The 18,055-nt window shown below is 62.6% G+C and carries 17 protein-coding genes; 1 reads left to right on the top strand and 16 read right to left on the bottom strand.

Features of this window, described 5'->3' with window-relative positions:
- Positions 1-32: 32 nt before the first annotated feature.
- From secF to queA, 5 genes are all read right to left on the bottom strand, one after another.
- On the bottom strand, positions 33-1,055 hold the full coding sequence (gene secF / locus ACRHIG_RS04890) for a protein translocase subunit SecF (RefSeq protein WP_070220687.1): 1,023 nt from the start codon (positions 1,053-1,055) through the stop codon (positions 33-35).
- Between the two features lie 90 nt (positions 1,056-1,145).
- Positions 1,146-3,011, bottom strand: coding sequence for a protein translocase subunit SecD (gene secD, locus ACRHIG_RS04885; protein WP_475414191.1), 1,866 nt, complete (start codon positions 3,009-3,011; stop codon positions 1,146-1,148).
- A gap of 97 nt (positions 3,012-3,108) precedes the next feature.
- The gene (gene yajC, locus ACRHIG_RS04880) at positions 3,109-3,441 is read right to left on the bottom strand and encodes a preprotein translocase subunit YajC (RefSeq protein WP_298403037.1); all 333 of its coding nucleotides are present in this window, start codon (positions 3,439-3,441) and stop codon (positions 3,109-3,111) included.
- 196 nt (positions 3,442-3,637) lie between these two features.
- Complete coding sequence (gene tgt, locus ACRHIG_RS04875) at positions 3,638-4,777, bottom strand: tRNA guanosine(34) transglycosylase Tgt (protein ID WP_034745502.1); 1,140 nt, start codon at positions 4,775-4,777, stop codon at positions 3,638-3,640.
- Positions 4,778-4,779: 2 nt separating this feature from the next.
- Positions 4,780-5,835 (bottom strand): tRNA preQ1(34) S-adenosylmethionine ribosyltransferase-isomerase QueA, encoded by a 1,056-nt coding sequence (gene queA / locus ACRHIG_RS04870; RefSeq protein WP_475414192.1) that lies wholly within the window; start codon positions 5,833-5,835, stop codon positions 4,780-4,782.
- A 176-nt stretch (positions 5,836-6,011) separates the two neighbouring features.
- Here queA and recG point away from each other — a divergent pair, with 176 nt between their 5' ends.
- Positions 6,012-8,114: an ATP-dependent DNA helicase RecG gene (gene recG / locus ACRHIG_RS04865; protein WP_489629521.1), complete on the top strand. Its 2,103-nt coding sequence runs from the start codon at positions 6,012-6,014 to the stop codon at positions 8,112-8,114.
- Positions 8,115-8,407: 293 nt separating this feature from the next.
- On the opposite strand, the gene ACRHIG_RS04860 is transcribed toward recG, so the two are convergent.
- The 11 genes from ACRHIG_RS04860 to ACRHIG_RS04810 all read right to left on the bottom strand — a co-directional run bounded on the left by ACRHIG_RS04860 (position 8,408) and on the right by ACRHIG_RS04810 (position 18,043).
- On the bottom strand, positions 8,408-8,734 hold the full coding sequence (locus tag ACRHIG_RS04860) for an REP-associated tyrosine transposase (protein ID WP_475414194.1): 327 nt from the start codon (positions 8,732-8,734) through the stop codon (positions 8,408-8,410).
- Positions 8,735-8,938: 204 nt separating this feature from the next.
- A complete protein-coding gene (locus tag ACRHIG_RS04855) occupies positions 8,939-9,064 on the bottom strand; it encodes a hypothetical protein (protein WP_255206293.1) in 126 nt (41 codons plus the stop codon).
- The gene (locus ACRHIG_RS04850; RefSeq protein WP_475414195.1) at positions 9,064-10,278 is read right to left on the bottom strand and encodes an MFS transporter; all 1,215 of its coding nucleotides are present in this window, start codon (positions 10,276-10,278) and stop codon (positions 9,064-9,066) included. The genes ACRHIG_RS04855 and ACRHIG_RS04850 overlap by 1 nt, the downstream gene beginning before the upstream one ends.
- Before the next feature lie 11 nt (positions 10,279-10,289).
- Positions 10,290-11,279, bottom strand: coding sequence for a Gfo/Idh/MocA family protein (locus ACRHIG_RS04845; protein WP_489629520.1), 990 nt, complete (start codon positions 11,277-11,279; stop codon positions 10,290-10,292).
- Positions 11,280-11,282: 3 nt separating this feature from the next.
- Complete coding sequence (locus ACRHIG_RS04840; RefSeq protein WP_475414197.1) at positions 11,283-12,098, bottom strand: DUF3025 domain-containing protein; 816 nt, start codon at positions 12,096-12,098, stop codon at positions 11,283-11,285.
- A 6-nt stretch (positions 12,099-12,104) separates the two neighbouring features.
- Positions 12,105-13,157: a dihydroorotase gene (pyrC, locus tag ACRHIG_RS04835; RefSeq protein ID WP_475414198.1), complete on the bottom strand. Its 1,053-nt coding sequence runs from the start codon at positions 13,155-13,157 to the stop codon at positions 12,105-12,107.
- Between the two features lie 156 nt (positions 13,158-13,313).
- Positions 13,314-14,762 carry an amidohydrolase family protein gene (locus ACRHIG_RS04830; RefSeq protein ID WP_489629519.1) on the bottom strand — a complete coding sequence of 483 codons (1,449 nt, stop codon included), beginning with the start codon at positions 14,760-14,762 and terminating at the stop codon, positions 13,314-13,316.
- Positions 14,763-14,799: 37 nt separating this feature from the next.
- A complete protein-coding gene (locus tag ACRHIG_RS04825; protein ID WP_475414200.1) occupies positions 14,800-15,525 on the bottom strand; it encodes an amino acid ABC transporter ATP-binding protein in 726 nt (241 codons plus the stop codon).
- 19 nt (positions 15,526-15,544) lie between these two features.
- Positions 15,545-16,237, bottom strand: a complete 693-nt coding sequence (locus tag ACRHIG_RS04820; RefSeq protein WP_475414201.1) for an amino acid ABC transporter permease — start codon at positions 16,235-16,237, stop codon at positions 15,545-15,547.
- A 1-nt stretch (position 16,238) separates the two neighbouring features.
- Positions 16,239-16,988 (bottom strand): amino acid ABC transporter permease, encoded by a 750-nt coding sequence (locus tag ACRHIG_RS04815; RefSeq protein ID WP_489629518.1) that lies wholly within the window; start codon positions 16,986-16,988, stop codon positions 16,239-16,241.
- A gap of 98 nt (positions 16,989-17,086) precedes the next feature.
- Positions 17,087-18,043: an amino acid ABC transporter substrate-binding protein gene (locus tag ACRHIG_RS04810; protein WP_475414203.1), complete on the bottom strand. Its 957-nt coding sequence runs from the start codon at positions 18,041-18,043 to the stop codon at positions 17,087-17,089.
- Between the last annotated feature and the right edge of the window lie 12 nt (positions 18,044-18,055).

Genomic DNA, 18,055 nt, shown 5'->3' with positions numbered 1-18,055 from the left:
CGTTCCTCATTCGACCTGCAAAAAACCTGCGCTTACACCACGGCGCCGTCGGTTTCGTCTTTTTCCTTGATCGGCTTGATCAAGTCTTCGCGCTTGACGCCCAGCCACATGGCGATCGAGGCCGCGACGAACACGGACGAGTAGATACCGAAGCAGATACCGATGGTCAGCGCCAGTGCAAAGTGGTGCAGGGTCTGGCCGCCGAAGACCAGCATCGACAGCACCATCATCTGGGTCGAGCCGTGGGTGATGATGGTACGCGAAATGGTGCTGGTGATCGCGTTGTCGATCACTTCATGCACGGAAGCCTTGCGCTGCTTGCGGAAGTTTTCGCGGATACGGTCAAAGATCACCACCGATTCGTTGACGGAATAACCGAGCACCGCCAGGATCGCCGCCAGCACCGTCAGCGAGAATTCCCATTCGAAGAAAGCGAAGAAGCCCAGGATGATCACCACGTCGTGCAAGTTGGCGATAATGGCCGAGACAGCGTATTTCCATTCGAAGCGGATGGCCAGGTAGATCATCACGCCGATAATCACCACCACCAGCGCGTTCAAGCCGTTCTGCGCCAGTTCCTCGCCCACTTGCGGGCCGACGAATTCAACCTTCTGCAGTACCACCGCTTCATTGCCGGCGGTGTCCATGCAGGCGCTCTTGAGCACATGTTCGCCCTTGGCGGTGACGGTGTCGATGGCCTTGGTCGTGCCCTGCTCGGCCTTGCACAGCGATTCGAACACGCGCTGCGAGGTGTTCGCGGCGCTGACGCCATTTTCCACCGGCAGGCGGATCATCACGTCGCGCGCCGTATCGAAGCTGGTCACGCCCGGCTCTTCATAGCCCATGGCGATGAGGGTGCCGCGTATGCCTTCAAGATTGGCCGCCTTGGGGTATTTCACCTCCATCAGGGTACCGCCCTTGAATTCGACGGACAGGTGCAAGCCCTTGTGCACCAGGAAGAAGACGGCGGCAAGGAAGGTCACGGCCGAAATCACGTTGAAAATCAACGCATGGCGCATGAAGGGAATATCTTTTTTGATCCGGAAAAATTCCATGAAATCCTCTGAGTTCTATTCTGTGCGTCCGGCGGCTGGGCCACCGGACGCGATCGCTGTTGACGCTATTGGGTGAGTCGGGGCCGTCGCTTATTTGCTGGCGCCCGGCACCCACACCGTGCCGATCGACAAGGTCGTCAGCTTTTTCTTGCGGCCATACCAGAGGTTGACCACGCCGCGCGACACGAACACGGAGGAGAACATCGAGGTCAGGATACCCAGGCAATGCACAACGGCGAAGCCGCGCACGGGGCCGCTGCCGAAGGCCAGCAGCGCCAGGCCGACGATCAGGGTGGTCACGTTCGAGTCCAGAATCGTGGCCCAGGCACGGTCGAAGCCGGCGGCGATCGCCGCTTGCGGCGTATTGCCGGCACGCAGCTCTTCGCGGATACGTTCATTGATCAGCACGTTGGCGTCAATCGCCATGCCCAGCGCCAGCGCGATAGCGGCGATACCTGGCAAGGTCAAGGTCACCTGGATCATCGACAGCAAGCCGACCAGCAACAGCAGGTTGGTGGCCAGGGCCAGCACGCTGAAGGCGCCGAACAACATGTAGTAGGCGATCATGAAGATGGCGATGGCGATGAAACCGTACAAGGTCGAGTGGAAGCCCTTGGCGATGTTTTCCGCGCCCAGCTGCGGTCCGATCGTGCGTTCTTCGATGACGGTCATCGGTGCGGACAGGGCGCCCGAGCGCAGCAGCAGCGCCAGTTCATTCGCGTTTTCCGCGCCGCCCATGCCGGTGATCTGGAAGCGCGAACCGAGTTCCTGCTGGATGGTCGCGACCGACAGCACTTCCGGCTTGCCCTTTTCAAACAGCACGATGGCCATGCGCTTGCCCACGCGTTCGCGCGTCGCTTCGCGCATCTTGCGTCCGCCGTCGCCGTTCAGGTCGATCGACACGGCCGCTTGCTGGTTCTGGTCGAAGCTGGCCGTGGCGCTGGAGATATAGTCGCCCGTCAGGATCACGTCTTTCGCCAGTACGACAGGCACGCCCTTGCCGACGGTGAACAATTCCGAGTTGAACGGAATAGCGCTCGACAGTTCGGTGCCGGGCACGATGCTTTCGTCGACCAGGCGCACTTCCAGGGTCGCCGTGCGGCCGATGATGGCTTTCGCGCGGGCCACGTCCTGCACGCCAGGCAGTTGCACCACGATGCGGTCGGGACCTTGCTGCTGGATCAGCGGTTCGGCCACGCCCAGCTCGTTGACGCGCTTGGACAGGGTGGAGATATTCTGTTTCACGCCTTCGTCGATGGTCGCCTTCAGGGCCGCCGGCTTCAGGGTGATGTTCAATTTCAAATCGCTGCCTTCGCCCGCATCGGCGAACGCCAGTTCCGTCATCTGGTCGGACAGGACATTCTTTGCCTTCAGGCGCGTTTCCGCGTCGCGGAAGTTGATCTGCACGCTGTCGCCTACGCGCTCGATGCCCGCATGGCGGATATTCTTGTCGCGCAACACGCTACGCGCGGCGGACTGGACGCCCTGGACTTTCTTGTTCAGTACGGCTTTCGCATCGACCTGCATCAGGAAGTGCACGCCGCCGCGCAAGTCCAGGCCCAGGAACATGGGCAAGGCATGCAATTTTTGCATCCACATCGGCGTATTGGCTTGCAGGTTGACCGTCACGATGTACGCGGGGTCGCTGGCATCGGGATTCAGGTCCTTTTCCAGCACCAGTTTCGCCTTGAACTGGGTATCGGGATCGGCGAACCGCACGCGCACGGAGGCGAGGTTGCCGGCGCCATCCATGGTGACACCTTCCGACTTGACGTTCTCTTTCGTCAATATTTGCTCGACTTGCGTCATCAGCTCGCCCGTCACTTTGACGGTCGACTTGCCGCTGGTTACTTGCAGCGCCGGTGACTCACCGAAATAGTTGGGCGCCGTATAGAGTGCGCCCAGCAATAAGGCGACGACGATGATGATGTATTTCCAGGCAGGATAGCGATTCATAGTGATTCAGCGTTCAGTGTTGAGCGTCGGAGGCGTCGCGAGGGGCGGCCGATAGCCGCCCCGGGTCTATCATTGCCGAGGCAATGACAGCGAGAAATTACAGTGCCTTCAGGGTGCCTTTAGGCAGCAAGGTGGTAATGGCACTCTTTTGCACCGTGATTTCGGTGCCGGTCGCCACTTCGATGGTGACGTAAGCGTCCACTACCTTGACAACACGGCCCAGCATGCCGCCGGCGGTGACGACTTCGTCACCCTTGGCCAGCGCGTCCATCATCGCCCGTTGTTCTTTGGCGCGTTTTTGCTGTGGACGGATCATCAGGAAATACATGACCACGAACATCAATACCAGCGGCAGGAAGCTGGTCAGGTTGCCGCCGAGGCCCAGGGCGTCGGTTGGGGCTTGCGCATAAGCGTTGGAAATGAAAAACACGGTGACTCCAGTTCTAATCAGTTTGAAAAAATAGCGCTGTATTCTAGCATTGGCTATACGTCATAACCCGAATTGCAGGCATGGCAACTTTAAGTGGGGCTAAAAAGGCATTATGCAATGCTTTATCGCCCCCGTCCAAGCACCAATACACAAAACTTCCGGCCCTGCTGCCGCCAGGGCGCAAGCTAAGCTTTTCTTAAGTTCCGCGTGCCCGTTCCGCATGGAATTGCAGCGTAAACGCGTGGAAACGGTCTTCATCGAGCGCCTCGCGCATCTGGCGCATCAGGTCCAGGTAGTAATGCAGGTTGTGGATGGTGTTCAGGCGCGCGCCGAGGATTTCCTTGGAGCGGTGCAGATGGTGCAGGTAGGCGCGCGAGAAGTTGCGGCAGGCGTAGCAACTGCACGTCTCGTCGAGCGGCGCCTGGTCTTCCTTGTACTTGGCGTTCTTGATCTTGATGTCGCCGAAACGGGTGAACAGCCAGCCATTGCGGGCGTTACGCGTCGGCATGACGCAATCGAACATGTCGATGCCGTTCGATACGCCCGCCACCAGGTCTTCCGGCGTACCCACGCCCATCAGGTAATGCGGCTTGTTGGCCGGCAGGCGCGGGCCCACGTGGGCCAGCATGCGCATCATGTCCTCCTTCGGCTCGCCGACGGACAGGCCGCCGATGGCGATGCCGGGGAAGTCGATCTCTTCGAGCTTGGCCAGCGACTCGTCGCGCAGCATTTCGAACATGCCGCCCTGCACGATGCCGAACAGCGCATTCGGGTTCTCGCCGCGGTGAAACTCGTCCTTCGAGCGCTGCGCCCAGCGCAAGGACATGCGCATCGACTTGGCCGCTTCCTCGATGGTGGCCGGGCGGCCCTGGATCTCGTACGGCGTGCATTCGTCGAACTGCATGACGATGTCGGAGTTCAAGACGCGCTGCACCTGCATCGACACTTCCGGCGAGAGGAACAGTTTATCGCCGTTGATGGGCGAATTGAAATGCACGCCCTCTTCCGTGATCTTGCGCATGGCGCCCAGCGAAAACACCTGGAATCCGCCCGAGTCCGTCAGGATCGGCTTGTTCCAGCCCATGAAACCGTGCAAGCCGCCGAATTTTTCCATGACCGTGTTGCCTGGACGCAACCACAGGTGAAACGTGTTGCCCAGGATGATCTGTGCATCGATCTCGTTGAGTTCCAGCGGCGACATGGCTTTCACGGAACCGTAAGTGCCCACTGGCATGAAGATCGGCGTCTGCACGACACCATGGTTGAGTTTCAAGGTGCCGCGGCGTGCCTTGGTCAGGCCGCTCGTGTCGGTCTTGAGTAATGTAAATTCCAGCATGGTTAGTCTTTCACGGGAGTATCAAGGTTCAGCGCAGCGCGCGATTGCGTGGTCAGCAGCATCGCATCGCCATAGCTGAAGAAACGGTAGTTCTGCGCGATCGCATGCGCGTAGGCGTTGCGGATCGGCTCATAGCCGGCGAAGGCCGACACCAGCATCAGCAGGGTCGACTTCGGCAAATGGAAGTTGGTGATCAGGCGCGTCACCGTTTTAAAGGCGTAGCCGGGCGTGATGAACAGGGCCGTATCGGCGCTGCCCGCCACCAGCCGGCCGCTTTGCGAGGCCGATTCCAGCGCGCGCAGGCTGGTCGTGCCGACGGCCACCACGTCGCGCCCGGCCTGCTGCGCGGCGCGCACGGCGTCGACGGTTTCCTGCGGCATGGTGTACCACTCGGTATGCATCTTGTGTTCGGCCAGCACTTCCGTGCGCACGGGCTGGAAGGTGCCGGCGCCCACGTGCAGGGTCACATAGGCAAAGTTGACGCCCTTGGCCTTCAACTGGTCGAGCAGGGCCTGGTCGAAATGCAGGCCGGCCGTCGGCGCGGCGACGGCGCCGGGCACCTTGTTGAAGACCGTCTGGTAGCGCGTTTCGTCAAATTCGTCCGCATCGTGCTCGATGTAGGGCGGCAGCGGCAAGCGGCCATGCGCCTCGATCAACTCGAACACGTCGGCCTCGAAGTGCAAGGTAAAGAATTCGCCGGCGCGCTGGCCCACCGTCACGTCGAAGGCGTCGGCCAGGCGGATGCGGCAGCCGGGCGGCGGCGACTTCGACGCGCGCACCTGGGCCAGCACGGTGCGGTCGTCGAGCACGCGCTCGACCAGCGCCTCGATCTTGCCGCCGCTTTCCTTGACGCCGAAGAAGCGCGCCTTGAGCACGCGCGTATCGTTCATTACCAGCAGGTCGCCCGCCTGCAACAGCCCGACGATATCGGCAAAGCTGCGGTCAACCAGGGCGTCGCCGTCCAGGTGCAACAGGCGCGAGGCGCTGCGCTCGGCCAACGGAGTTTGCGCAATGTTTTCTTGCGGCAAATTAAAATCGAAATCGGAAAGCGAATACATGCGTTTTGCTTCAAAAGTACGTCAAAAATGATTAGGAGTGCGCAATGGAACATCTGGCACTATACTGTGCGCCTATACAGGCATTACAATAATCCGCCGCAACACAACGACTGCGGTACGCACAGGGTGTGCCGGACAACCCTCTATTTTACGCTAGCGGCACAAAAATCTCCGATATGTCCGAACCCAAGCCCGATCTTCCTCCCACAGCCAAGCCGGCCGCCAAGCCGAAGGCCGCCAAAAAAGTGGTCAGCACGGAAAGCCGCCTGGCCAAACTGGGCTTGCGCACGGATATGGACCTGGTGCTGCACCTGCCGATGCGCTATGAAGACGAGACGAAGGTCTACACGATACGCGACGCCTGCCTGCGCGGCGGCGAGTCGTGGCAAGTGGAAGGTGTCGTCACCAAGTGCGAAGTCAATTTCAAGCCGCGCAAGCAATTACTGGTGACGATCGCCGACGAAACGGGCAATTTGCTGCTGCGCTTCATGAATTTCTACGGCAGCCAGGTCAAGCAGCTGGCCGAAGGCACGCGGGTGCGCGCGCGCGCCGAACTCAAACACGGCTTTTTCGGCGCCGAGATGGTCCACCCGACGTACAAGGTGGTCAACGAGGGCGCGCCGCTGCCCACGGCCCTCACGCCCGTGTATCCGTCCGGCGAAGGCCTGTCGCAGCACGTGCTGCGGCGCGAAATCGCCGACGCCATGCGCCGCATCGACTGGCGGGATACATTACCCGATGATCTGCTGCGCGGGATGCAGCTGTCGCCGTTCCGCGCCGCCGTGCACCTGCTGCACTATCCGCCGCAGGACATCGATGAAAGCGCGCTGATGGACCGCTCGCACCCAGCCTGGGTGCGCATGAAGTTCGATGAACTGCTGGCGCAGCAGCTGTCGCTCAAACGCGCCCAGCGCGCGCGCCGCTCGAAAGGCGCGGCCTCGCTGCCCATCGTCGGCACCTTGTCGAACGCCTTCGGCGCCGCCCTGCCCTTCAAGCTGACGGGCGCGCAGGCGCGCGTGCTCGAGGAAATCCGCGCCGACCTGCGCCAGCCGTATCCGATGCAGCGCTTGCTGCAGGGCGACGTCGGCAGCGGCAAGACGGTGGTGGCGGCGCTGTCCGCCACGCAGGCGATCGACAGCGGCTACCAGGCCGCGCTGATGGCGCCCACGGAGATTCTGGCGGAGCAGCACTTCCGCAAGATCGCCGCCTGGATGGAGCCGCTGGGCGTGAAGGTGGCCTGGCTGACGGGCAGCCTGAAGAAAAAGGAAAAGACGGCGGCGCTGGCCCTGATCGAATCGGGCGAAGCGCAGCTGGTGATCGGCACGCATGCGCTGATCCAGGATAACGTGCTGTTTGCGAAACTGGGCCTGGTGATCGTCGACGAGCAGCACCGCTTCGGCGTGGGCCAGCGCCTGACCCTGCGCAACAAGGGCGACAGCGCGGCTGTGCCGCACCAGCTGATGATGTCGGCCACGCCGATCCCGCGCACCCTGGCCATGACGTATTACGCCGACCTGGAAGTGTCGGTGATCGACGAACTGCCGCCCGGCCGCAGCCCCATCGTCACGCGCGCCATCGACCAGAACCGGCGCGATGAAGTCATCGCCCGCGTGTATGCGGCCGCGCTGGAAGGCCGCCAGGTGTACTGGGTCTGCCCGCTGATCGAGGAATCGGAAGCGCTGCAGCTGCAGACGGCCACCGACACCTACATGATGCTGGCCGAAGCCCTGCCCGCGCTGCAGGTGGGCCTCGTGCACGGCCGCCTGAAACCGGCGGAAAAACAGGAAGTGATGGACGCTTTCATCGCCGGCCATATCCACGTGCTGGTGGCCACCACCGTCATCGAGGTGGGCGTCGACGTGCCGAACGCTTCGCTGATGGTGATCGAGCATGCCGAGCGTTTCGGCCTGTCGCAGCTGCACCAGCTGCGCGGCCGCGTGGGCCGCGGCTCGGCGGCCAGCGTCTGCCTGCTGCTGTACCAGGGCCCGCTGGGCGGTGTGGCGCGCCAGCGCTTGATGACCATGCGCGAAACGACGGACGGTTTTGAAATTGCCCGGCGCGACCTGGAAATCCGCGGTCCAGGGGAATTCCTCGGCGCGCGCCAGTCCGGCCAGGCCATGCTGCGCTTCGCCGACCTGGAAACGGACCAATGGCTGGTCGATCAGGCCCGCGACGTGGCGCACGATTTGCTGCACGCTTCCACGGCGGCGGCCGCAGCCACCGTGGAAGCGCACCTGGCGCGCTGGCTGGGTGGAAAAGAAGAGTTTTTGAAGGTGTAAAGCCGGTATTGCTTTCAGGTGCTGTCGGATTACGCGCTGCGCGCTAATCCGACCTACGCGAAAAGACACCGCAATAGGTCGGGTAGGTCGGATTAGCGTAGCGTAATCCGACAACATTGTTGACTAATGTCACTCCCGCCCAACACCTGTCATGTCTACGACATCACCGCCCCAATCCTCCGCACACAAGCCGTGCTTTACATACCGGTGAAAACTGGAATACGGCCAATCGATGACTTTACTCGCCAAGCCATGCTTGACGGGGTTGTAATGGATGTAATCGACATGCTTTATCAAGTCGCGCTCGTCGCGTAGCACATGCTCCAGTAGCGATGCTGCCAAACGTCTTTCAATCCTGCATGCTTGCTGAACCACGTCTTGATCAAGCGCCAGCGCGTCATGAAATCGGCATCGTCTTCAGGCAAGGTCCAGATGCAATGCAGGTGATCGGGCAAGATGACGATGGCGTCGATAGCGAATGGCCGCTTCTGGCGCACGGCGCGGAAAGCGTCCCTGAGCAAAGCCACGGCAGTTTCCGAAGTAAAGACGGGCCGGCGGTGTGCCGTCACCACCGTGAAGAAAAAGCTGCCGCCTGGCTGGAATGCGCGTCGATATCGCATGGTTTCGGGTGTTGTCGGATTACGGCCTGCGGCCTAAACGCTATCGGTATTGCTTATTTCCGGGTGTTGTCGGATTACGGCCTGCGGCCTAATCCGACCTACGCGTAAAGACACCGCAATAGGTCGGGTAGGTCGGATTAGCGTAGCGTAATCCGACTTCCAGCGTAATCCCACTTTTCGCAAACGGCCTTGCGCCCGCGCAGCCTACATGCACATCCAGAAGCGGTTCGCCAGGTCGAGCATGAAGTCGGGCCGCAGATAGGCGAGGAAGACCAGAGCCAGCAGCGCGGCGCCGGCCAGGCGCCATAGCCACGTGCGCCAGCTGGCCATTACGCGGCCACCGCCGTGCGCTTGACGGCGCGCTCGTCGATGGGCAGGTTGATCAGCGCGGCCAGCAAACCCAGGCCGATGGTGATCATCCACACGATGTGGTAACTACCCTGGTGCTCGTACAGATAGCCGCCCAGCCACGCACCGAGGAAACTGCCCACCTGGTGCGAGAAGAACACCATCCCGGCCAGCATCGACAGGTGCTTGACGCCGAAGATGCCGGCGATGATGCCGTTCGTCAGCGGCACGGTCGACAGCCACAGCACGCCCATGCCGGCGGCGAACAGGTACACGGACCACGCCGACAATGGCGCCAGCAGGAACACGGTGATGACCACGGCACGCGTCACGTAGATGGCCGACAGCAGGTAGCGCTTGGCGATCTTGCCACCCAGTTTGCCCGCATAGTAGGAACCGACGATGTTGAACAGGCCGATCAGGGCCAGCGCCGTGACGGCGATGTTCGGGTTCATCAGGCCCTGGTCCTTCAAATAGGCCGGCAAGTGCACGCCGATGAAGACCAGCTGGAAGCCGCAGACAAAATAGCCCGCCAGCAGCAGCCAGAACGAACGGCTGGCGATGGCTTCGCTGAAGGCGGCGCCCACGCTTTGCTGCGGGCCGCTGGCGTGCGAGACGGGCGGCTCGCGCAGGTAGAAGGCCATCGGGATCATGGCCAGCAGCACCAGCGCGGCCAGCACGTAAAAGGCGTTTTGCCAGCCCACGGCGGAGATCAGCTGCTGCTCGACCGGCATCATCAGGAACTGGCCGAACGAGCCGGCCGCCGACGAGATGCCGAAGGCCCACGAGCGCTGCTCGGGCGGCGCGCTGCGGCCGATGATGCCGCTGATGGCGCCAAAGGCAGTGCAGGCCAGCGCCAGGCCGATGAAGATGCCCGAGCCGACGATGAACAGGGTGGGCTGCGTCACCAGCGCCATCCACACGAGGCCCGCCATGTAGCTGATGGCGCCGACGATGACGACGCGCATGGTGCCGAAACGGTCGGCCGCCATGCCGGCGAACGGACCGAAGACGCCCCACATCAGGTTTTGCATGGCCAGCGCCAGCGAATACGTTTCGCGCGTCCAGCCGTTCGCTTGCGAGATCGGCTGCATCCAGAAGCCCAGGCCGTGGCGCACGCCCATCGCCAGGGTCAGGACGACGCCGCTGGCGATGAGGACGGTCTTCAGGCTAGGACGGGATGCGTGCAATGTCATGGGGTTCCTGTTCACGCCTGGTCGGCTTGGTAGACGAGGCCGATCTGGCCGCGCATGGTGTCAAGGTTGCGCATCAGCGCCACGCTGTCGGCGTGCGGCATGACGGGGCTTTCCAGCAGGCCGGCGCGGATGCAGCGCATCGCTTCGATGGCCTCGTGCGCGTAGCCATTGCCCAGGTGCGGCGCGGCGACGACGCGGCGTGCACCATCCATCGCTTCGACGATCAGCTGATCGGGTTTGTAAAAACGGTTGGGCAGGCGGATGCGCCCCAGGCTGCCGGAAATCGTCATTTCCGTCGGCGTCTGCGCGCGCAGGCTGCAGGCGCAGGACGAGGTGCCGCCGCCCGCGTGCAGCAAGGAAAACACCACCTGTTCGTCGACACCGGTGGCGCCCATCTCGGCCAGCGCCTGCACGGCCGATACCGGGCCGAGGAAGAAGGCCGCCATCGACAGCGGATAGATGCCCACGTCGAGCAGCGCGCCGCCGCCGAGTTCGGGATTGAACATGCGGTGCTCGGGCGGGAAATGGGCGACAAAGCCGATATCGGCCTGCACCTGCCGCAGCACGCCGATCTCGCCGCTGGCGATGATGCGCTGCGCTTCCTGCACGGCGGGCAGGAAACGGCTCCACATCGCTTCCATCAGAAACAGCTTTTTCTCGCGCGCCATATCGACCACGGCCTGCGCCTCGCGCGCGTTCATGGTGAACGGCTTTTCGCACACGACGTGCTTGCCGGCGGCCAGGCACATCAGGGCATTTTCCGCATGCAGGGTGTGCGGCGTGGCGATGTAGATCACGTCCACGCCAGGATCGTCAGCCAGCGCCTGGTAGGAGCCGTGGCAACGCTCGATGCCGAATTCGGCGCCGAAGGCTTGCGCGCCGGCGGCGCTGCGCGAGGCGACGGCCGCCAGCTGCGCTCCAGGCGCGTCGCGCAAGCCATTGGCCATCGCGCGGGCGATCTTGCCGGTGCCGAGGATGCCCCAGCGGACGGTATGCTCCATGCTCTACTCTCTTTCTGCGCCAGCTGCCTTGCGCTTCGGGCGGAACACCGCCGCGTCATTGTAAAAATCGTCGTCCTGGCCTTCGCACCAGCCGGGTAAACCGAGCACCGGCAGCGGCGTGAAGTCCGCCGTGGTGAGGCCTTGCTGCGCCAGGTCCTGCGCCACCCGCTCGTCGAGCCAGGCGCGGCGTGCCGCGTCGTCGAGCGCAAAGTAAGCGTCGCCGGCAAAGATCACGCGCGTGTGCGCCGTGATGGCCTTGCGCGGCGCCACCAGTTTTTCCATCAGTGCGTGGCCGAACAGCCAGACTTCGGCGTCGCCGCCCGCGCCAAATTTCTCGCGCTGCGCGATGAACGCGCTGCGCCAGTCGTGTCCGCGCAAGGCCGCTTCCAGCGCGCGCCCCGCATCGCTGTCGCGCAGCACCAGCAAGGCGGAATTTTCATCGAAAATCGTCGCGCCGTCGCGCGCGGGACCGCGCGATTTGCCGACCCCGGACAGGGCGATCTGCGCCGCCTGCAGCGCATTCAATTGCCGCTTGATGCGCGGGAAGGTGAGCCACACGAGCGCGTTGAAAAAATCGTGCAGATTGTCGCGCGTGGGCACGCCGCCCGTGGCGCCGATGAACTCCTCGTAGGCCACGCCTTCGGGCAGGTCCGCTTGCGGCACGAAGGCCAGCGGCAAGCCGGACGGATTGCGCAAGTCCAGCGCCCGCGCCCGTCCGTTCAGCGCCGCGATCACCGTGTCGCGCTGCAGGTCCAGCTGCCGTCGCGCCGGCAGCACCGTGGCAAACCAGGGGCGGGTCCAGTCTATCGATGGCAGCATGAATGCTTAGACCATTTTCCAGTTGATCTGTTCGCCCGCGTTAAGCGGAATCACGTGGCTGTCGCCCAGCGGCAGCGAGGCCGGCAAGGTCCAGCTTTCGCGACGCAAGGTGATGGTGTCCGTGTTGCGCGGCACGCCGTAGAAGGCCGGGCCGTGGAAGCTGGCGAACGCTTCCAGTTTATCGAGCGCGCCGGCGCGCTCGAACGCTTCCGCATACATTTCCATCGCGTGCAGGGCCGTGTAGCAACCGGCGCAGCCGCAGGCCATTTCCTTGGCGCCTTGCGCGTGCGGCGCAGAATCGGTGCCGAGGAAGAAGCGCTCGTCTCCGCTGGCGGCGGCCGTCATCAGGGCCAAACGGTGCTCTTCGCGCTTGAGGATGGGCAGGCAGTAGTAATGGGGGCGGATGCCACCCTTGAAAATCTCGTTGCGGTTGTACAGCAGATGGTGCGCGGTGATGGTGGCGGCGATCGGACCTTCCGCTTCGGCCACATACTGCGCCGCATCCTTGGTGGTGATGTGCTCGAACACGACGGACAGGGCCGGGAAGGCGCTGCGCAGCGGACGCATCACGCGCTCGATGAAGACGGCTTCGCGGTCGAAAATGTCGATTTCCGGGTCCGTCACTTCGCCGTGCACGAGGAAGGGCATGCCCACTTCCTGCATCACTTCCAGCACCTTGTAGCAATTCTTCAGATCCGTCACGCCCAGGTCGGAATTCGTCGTGGCGCCGGCCGGATAGAGTTTCACGGCTTGCACGATGCCGCTGTCCTGCGCGCGACGGATTTCATCGGGCGAGGTGTTGTTCGTCAGGTACAGCACCATCAGCGGATCGAAGTTCACGCCTTCCGGCACGGCCGCCAGGATGCGCTCGCGGTAGGCGCTGGCATCGGCCGTGGTGGTGACGGGCGGCTTCAGGTTCGGCATGACGATGGCGCGGCCGAACTGGCGCGCGCTGTGCGGCAGCACGCTAGCCATGACGGCGCCGTCGCGCAGGTGCAAATGCCAGTCGTCTGGACGGGTGATGGTGATGGAATCTGGGGTGTGATCGGGTGTGGACATGGCGGCTGCTCTCGGGCGGTCATTGCGGATAGCGCCATTTTACCAGCCGCAGGACCGTCCCGCCGGCCGGGAGAGCCCGCGCATGCTGGCTGGCAGACGGCAAAACGGCCGGTATCAACCGGCCGTCTTTGTCTTTACTAAAAAGCACGAAGAGCATCAGGACTTGGCCGATGCCGTCTCCTGCTTGGCGACCCAGGCGCGGATCTCGGCCAGCATCTGATCCAGCTTGGCGCGGTCGTATACCTGGCCACGGCTGACCACCAGGCGGATCCGGCGCGTGGCGCCGATGTCCTGCAGCGGGTTCGCGTCGAGCACCAGCAAATCGGCCGCCTTGCCGGCCGCCACGCTGCCGTAGCGCTCCAGCTTGCCCAGGAAGCGGGGGCCGTTGATGACGGCCGACTGCAAGGCTTGCTGCGGTGTCAGCCCGTATTGCACGTACAGGCCGATTTCATCGTGCAGGGCCTGGCCCGGATAGTCGAAGGAATTCAAGAAGCCCGCGTCCGTGCCGGCGATGATGCTCACACCCTGCTGCTGCAAGATCGGCAGCAGCCTGGCCGATTGCTCGAACTGCGCGTGGCGCTGGGCTATGGCTTCCGGTCCATCCTTGGCGGCGCGCTGCACGCGCCAGTCGTAGGTGGCGCGCAAGCCTTTGCCGATATATTGCAGGGCCGGATCGTGCGTGTGGTCTTCGCGGTCCAGGTAGGCCGTCACGCGCGAGCCCCACAAGGTCGGCACGATGGCCGTGCCGCGCGCGGCCAGGTAGCTGAAGGCCTTGCGCGCCGTCGCCTCGTCGTAGCTTTGCAGGCTTTCGCGCATGGCCTCCTTGCCCGTCATCGTGCCGGCAGCCACCTTCTCCGTCAGCTCCTGTTCGCGTGGCGTCGTGGCGCGCAGCAGGTAGGATTGATGTTCGATCGTGCCCAGGCCCGCATCGGCCATCTGCGCCAGGGTCAGCTGCACCGGGATATGGCCCGAAGTGCGCATGCCCCGCTCCCGCGCCTGGCGCAACGCTTCCAGGTACAGCTCCGGCTTCAGGGTGTTTTCCGTGATCTTCACGAAGTCCACTTGCTGCGCCTGCAGGCCATCGAGCGCGCGCGTGACTTCCTGCGGCGTGCCCACTTCGATGGTGCCCTTCCACAGCGGCTTGATGCCTTCGAGCTTGGCGCCAGAGGTAAAGATCGTCGGGCCTGGCAGCTGGCCAGCGTTGATCTGCCGGCGCCATGCCAGCACCGTGTCGGGCAAGTCGCCCGAACAGTCGCGCACCGTGGTGATGCCGTACGCCAGGTACAGGGGCAGCAGCTGCTTGTTCTCGTCGATCAGCTCGGGGCCGCCGCCGAAATGCACGTGCGTGTCCCACAGGCCCGGCATCAGGTATTTGCCGGGCAGACGGATGGTCCGCTTCGGCGCGTAGCCGCGCAGCTGCGCCTCATCGACGACGGCGACGATGCTGTCGCCCTTGAGCAGCACGGTCTTGCCCTTGACGGCGCGGCCACCGGCCACGTCGATCAGGGTGGCGTCGCGCAGGGCGATGTCGACGGCGATCTTGTCGGCCGCGTGGGCATGGGCCAGCAGGCCCAGCGCCAGCATGGCGCCGGCGAGGTGTTTCATGTCAGGCATTCGTACTCAACTTCAAGGTGATGGAAAATTAATGGATGATCTTGGCGAGGAAATCGCGCGCGCGGTCCGAGCGGGTCGTGTTGAAGAAGTCATCCTTGCTGCAATCCTCGATGATCTTGCCCTGGTCCATGAAGACGATGCGGTTGGCCACGCGCCGGGCAAAACCCATTTCGTGCGTGACGACCATCATCGTCATGCCTTCCTGCGCCAGGCCCACCATCACGTCGAGTACTTCGTTGATCATTTCCGGGTCGAGCGCCGACGTCGGCTCGTCGAACAGCATGGCGATCGGATCCATCGACAGCGCGCGGGCGATCGCCACGCGCTGCTGCTGGCCGCCCGACAGCTGGCCCGGGAATTTATCCTGCTGCGACAGCAGGCCCACGCGGTCCAGGTATTTCAAGCCCTTGGCATTGGCTTCGTCGGCGCTGCGGCCCAGCACCTTGATCTGGCCGATGGTCAGGTTTTCGCGGATCGACAAATGCGGAAACAGCTCGAAATTCTGGAACACCATGCCGATGCGCGCGCGCAGTTTCGACAGATTCGTTTTCGGATCGTTGACGGTGATGCCGTCGACGATGATCCGCCCCTGCTGGATCGGTTCGAGGCCGTTGACGGTCTTGATCAGGGTCGACTTGCCGGAGCCGGACGGGCCGCAAATGACCATCACGTCGCCCTTGTCGACATTGGTGGTGCAATCGGTCAGTACCTGGAACTGGCCATACCATTTGCTGACGTTATTGAGTTCAATCATCTTGTTCTTTCTTTTACGGTTAGCGAATGATGGCGACGCGTTTCTGCAGGCGTTTGACGAGGAACGACAAGGCGTAGCACAGCACGAAATACACGACGGCGACAAACACGTACATCTCCACCAGGCGGCCGTCGCGCTGGGCGATCTTCGAGGCGGCGCCGACGAAATCGGGAATCGACAACACGTACACGAGCGACACGTCCTGGAACAGCACGATGGTCTGCGTCAGCAGCACGGGGATCATGTTGCGGAACGCTTGCGGCAGCACGATGAAGGCCATGGTCTGCGAGTAGTTCATGCCCAGCGCCTGGCCCGCCCACACCTGGCCGCGGGGAATCGACTGTATGCCGCTGCGCATGATCTCGCAATAGTAGGCGGCCTCGAACATGATGAAGGTGATCAGCGCGGAAGAAAACGCGCCCACTTTCACGGGTTCGTTCGCGCCGATGATCCAGGCAGCGATATACGGCACGAGGAAGTAAAACCAGAAGATCACCAGCACCAGCGGGATCGAGCGTATCAGGTTGACGTAGGTCGACGCCACGCCCGAGATGAGGCGGCTGCCGGACAAGCGCATCAGCGCCAGCACGGTGCCCAGCACGATGCCGCCCACCATGGACAGCGCCGTCAGTTTCAGGGTAAACACCATGCCGGTCTGGAACAGGTAGACCCATGAGCGGGAGATGACATCGAAGTCGAAATTACCGAACATATCAGTGTCCTCCCGTCTTGGCGCCGGCGACGATGAAGCCGGGGATGGCGACCTTTTTCTCGATCAGGTGCATCAGCACCACCACCAGCAGGTTGACGACGACGTAGATGATGGTGGCGGCCGAAAACGCCTCGAACACCTGGAAGGAAAACTCCTGGATGGCGCGCGCGCTGGCCGTCAGCTCGATCAGGCCGATGGTCAGCGCCACGGAACTGTTCTTGATGATGTTCAAAAATTCGCTGGTCAGCGGCGGCAGGATGACGCGCGCGGCCATCGGCAGCAAAATGAAACGGTAGGTTTGCGGCAGGGTCAGGCCCAGCGCCGTGCCGGCCAGTTTCTGCCCACGCGGCAGCGCCTCGATGCCCGTCGTCACCTGCACGGCCACACGCGAGGAGGTAAAAAAGCCCAGGCACAGCACGGCCGTGACGAACGGCGCATTCGGCAGCGACTTGACCCAGGCGCCCAGGTCCGGCGGCAGCAGTTCCGGCATGACGAAATACCAGAGGAACATCTGCACCAGCAGCGGCACGTTGCGGAACAATTCAACGTAGGCATTGGCTACGCCCACCAGCCATTTATTCGGCAGGGTGCGGACGGTGCCGACCACCAGGCCCAATATCAATGCCATGATCCAGGCCGCACCGGCCGTGGCCAGGGTCCAGACCAGGCCGGACCACAAGGTGTCCATATACGTGCCCACGCCATCGGGAGAAATCTCCCAGAAAATGCGCCAATTCCAGTTGTAATTCATGATCATCCTTCGCATGCAGCCCGAGGACAGCGGCCAGCCGGCCACCCGTCCCGCAAATAAATCGGGAGGCTTGCGCCTCCCGGTTTGTTACGCAATCTTTACTTTTTCCGTTTGTCCGAAGTCTTCTGCGCTTCGGGCACGGCCGCATATGCCGCCGGGTCGCCCGAGTCGGTCGGATTCATGAACACGGCCTTCAGTTGCGGCGGCATGGGGAATTTCAGGTTGATGTTTTTCGGCGGGATCGGCGAGGTAAACCATTTCGCATAAATGCGGTTGATGTCGTCGCTCTTGTACAGGCGGATCAGCGCATCATCGACCACTTTCTTGAAAGCCGGGTCGCCCTTGCGCAGCATGATGCCGTACGGTTCGACCGACAGCGCTTCCTTGGTGATTTCGTAGTCGTTCGGGTTCTTCGAGTTGGCCACCTGCGACGCCAGCAAGATGTCGTCATTGGCTTCGGCCACCGCGCGGCCCGTTTCCAGCATCAGGAACGACTCGGGATGATCCTTGCCGACGGCAATCGTCATGCCCAGGTTCTTTTCCTTGTTCAGGATCGTCATCTGCTTGATGGTCGACGTGCCGGCCGTGGCGACCAGGGTCTTGCCGCGCAAGTCTTCCAGGGTCTTGATGTTCGAGGATTTTTTCGACAGCACGCGGTTGCCGATGACGAACATGGTGGGGGCGAACGCCACCTGCTGCTGGCGCTCCAGATTGTTCGTCGTCGAGCCGCATTCGAGGTCGATGGTGCCGTTGGCCATCAGCGGGATGCGGTTGGCCGACGTGACGGGGCTCATCACCACCTTCAGTTCGCTCATGCCCAGGTGTTTCTGCAAGGCCGTGACGACTTTCATGCACAGGTCGATCGAATAACCCTGGTATTGCTGCTTGTCATCGAGATAGGAGAAGGGCACGGAGCCGTCGCGCACGCCGAGGGTGACGGAACCGGCTTTCTTGATCTTGGCCAAGGTGCCGGTCAATTCCTGAGCCTGGACTGGCGACATGCTGCTGATGACGCCGACGCTGAGCAGCGTGGCGATGATTTTGGTCAATTTCATAAATTCTCCTGG

Source organism: Janthinobacterium sp. C22 (assembly GCF_057919405.1).
The sequence above is the reverse complement of the archived record's forward strand: the minus strand, read 5'-3'. Positions and strand labels throughout refer to the sequence as shown.

Excerpts from the sequence above, each read along its gene's own strand:
- recG (WP_489629521.1), top strand. The coding sequence starts at position 6,012 with ATGTCCGAACCCAAGCCCGATCTTCCTCCCACAGCCAAGCCGGCCGCC.
- queA (WP_475414192.1), bottom strand. The coding sequence starts at position 5,835 with ATGTATTCGCTTTCCGATTTCGATTTTAATTTGCCGCAAGAAAACATT.
- tgt (WP_034745502.1), bottom strand. The coding sequence starts at position 4,777 with ATGCTGGAATTTACATTACTCAAGACCGACACGAGCGGCCTGACCAAG.
- ACRHIG_RS04820 (WP_475414201.1), bottom strand. The coding sequence starts at position 16,237 with ATGTTCGGTAATTTCGACTTCGATGTCATCTCCCGCTCATGGGTCTAC.
- secF (WP_070220687.1), bottom strand. The coding sequence starts at position 1,055 with ATGGAATTTTTCCGGATCAAAAAAGATATTCCCTTCATGCGCCATGCG.
- ACRHIG_RS04810 (WP_475414203.1), bottom strand. The coding sequence starts at position 18,043 with ATGAAATTGACCAAAATCATCGCCACGCTGCTCAGCGTCGGCGTCATC.
- ACRHIG_RS04830 (WP_489629519.1), bottom strand. The coding sequence starts at position 14,762 with ATGAAACACCTCGCCGGCGCCATGCTGGCGCTGGGCCTGCTGGCCCAT.
- secD (WP_475414191.1), bottom strand. The coding sequence starts at position 3,011 with ATGAATCGCTATCCTGCCTGGAAATACATCATCATCGTCGTCGCCTTA.
- ACRHIG_RS04850 (WP_475414195.1), bottom strand. The coding sequence starts at position 10,278 with ATGACATTGCACGCATCCCGTCCTAGCCTGAAGACCGTCCTCATCGCC.
- ACRHIG_RS04825 (WP_475414200.1), bottom strand. The coding sequence starts at position 15,525 with ATGATTGAACTCAATAACGTCAGCAAATGGTATGGCCAGTTCCAGGTA.
- ACRHIG_RS04845 (WP_489629520.1), bottom strand. The coding sequence starts at position 11,279 with ATGGAGCATACCGTCCGCTGGGGCATCCTCGGCACCGGCAAGATCGCC.
- pyrC (WP_475414198.1), bottom strand. The coding sequence starts at position 13,157 with ATGTCCACACCCGATCACACCCCAGATTCCATCACCATCACCCGTCCA.
- ACRHIG_RS04840 (WP_475414197.1), bottom strand. The coding sequence starts at position 12,098 with ATGCTGCCATCGATAGACTGGACCCGCCCCTGGTTTGCCACGGTGCTG.
- ACRHIG_RS04855 (WP_255206293.1), bottom strand. The coding sequence starts at position 9,064 with ATGGCCAGCTGGCGCACGTGGCTATGGCGCCTGGCCGGCGCCGCGCTG.
- ACRHIG_RS04860 (WP_475414194.1), bottom strand. The coding sequence starts at position 8,734 with ATGCGATATCGACGCGCATTCCAGCCAGGCGGCAGCTTTTTCTTCACG.
- ACRHIG_RS04815 (WP_489629518.1), bottom strand. The coding sequence starts at position 16,988 with ATGAATTACAACTGGAATTGGCGCATTTTCTGGGAGATTTCTCCCGAT.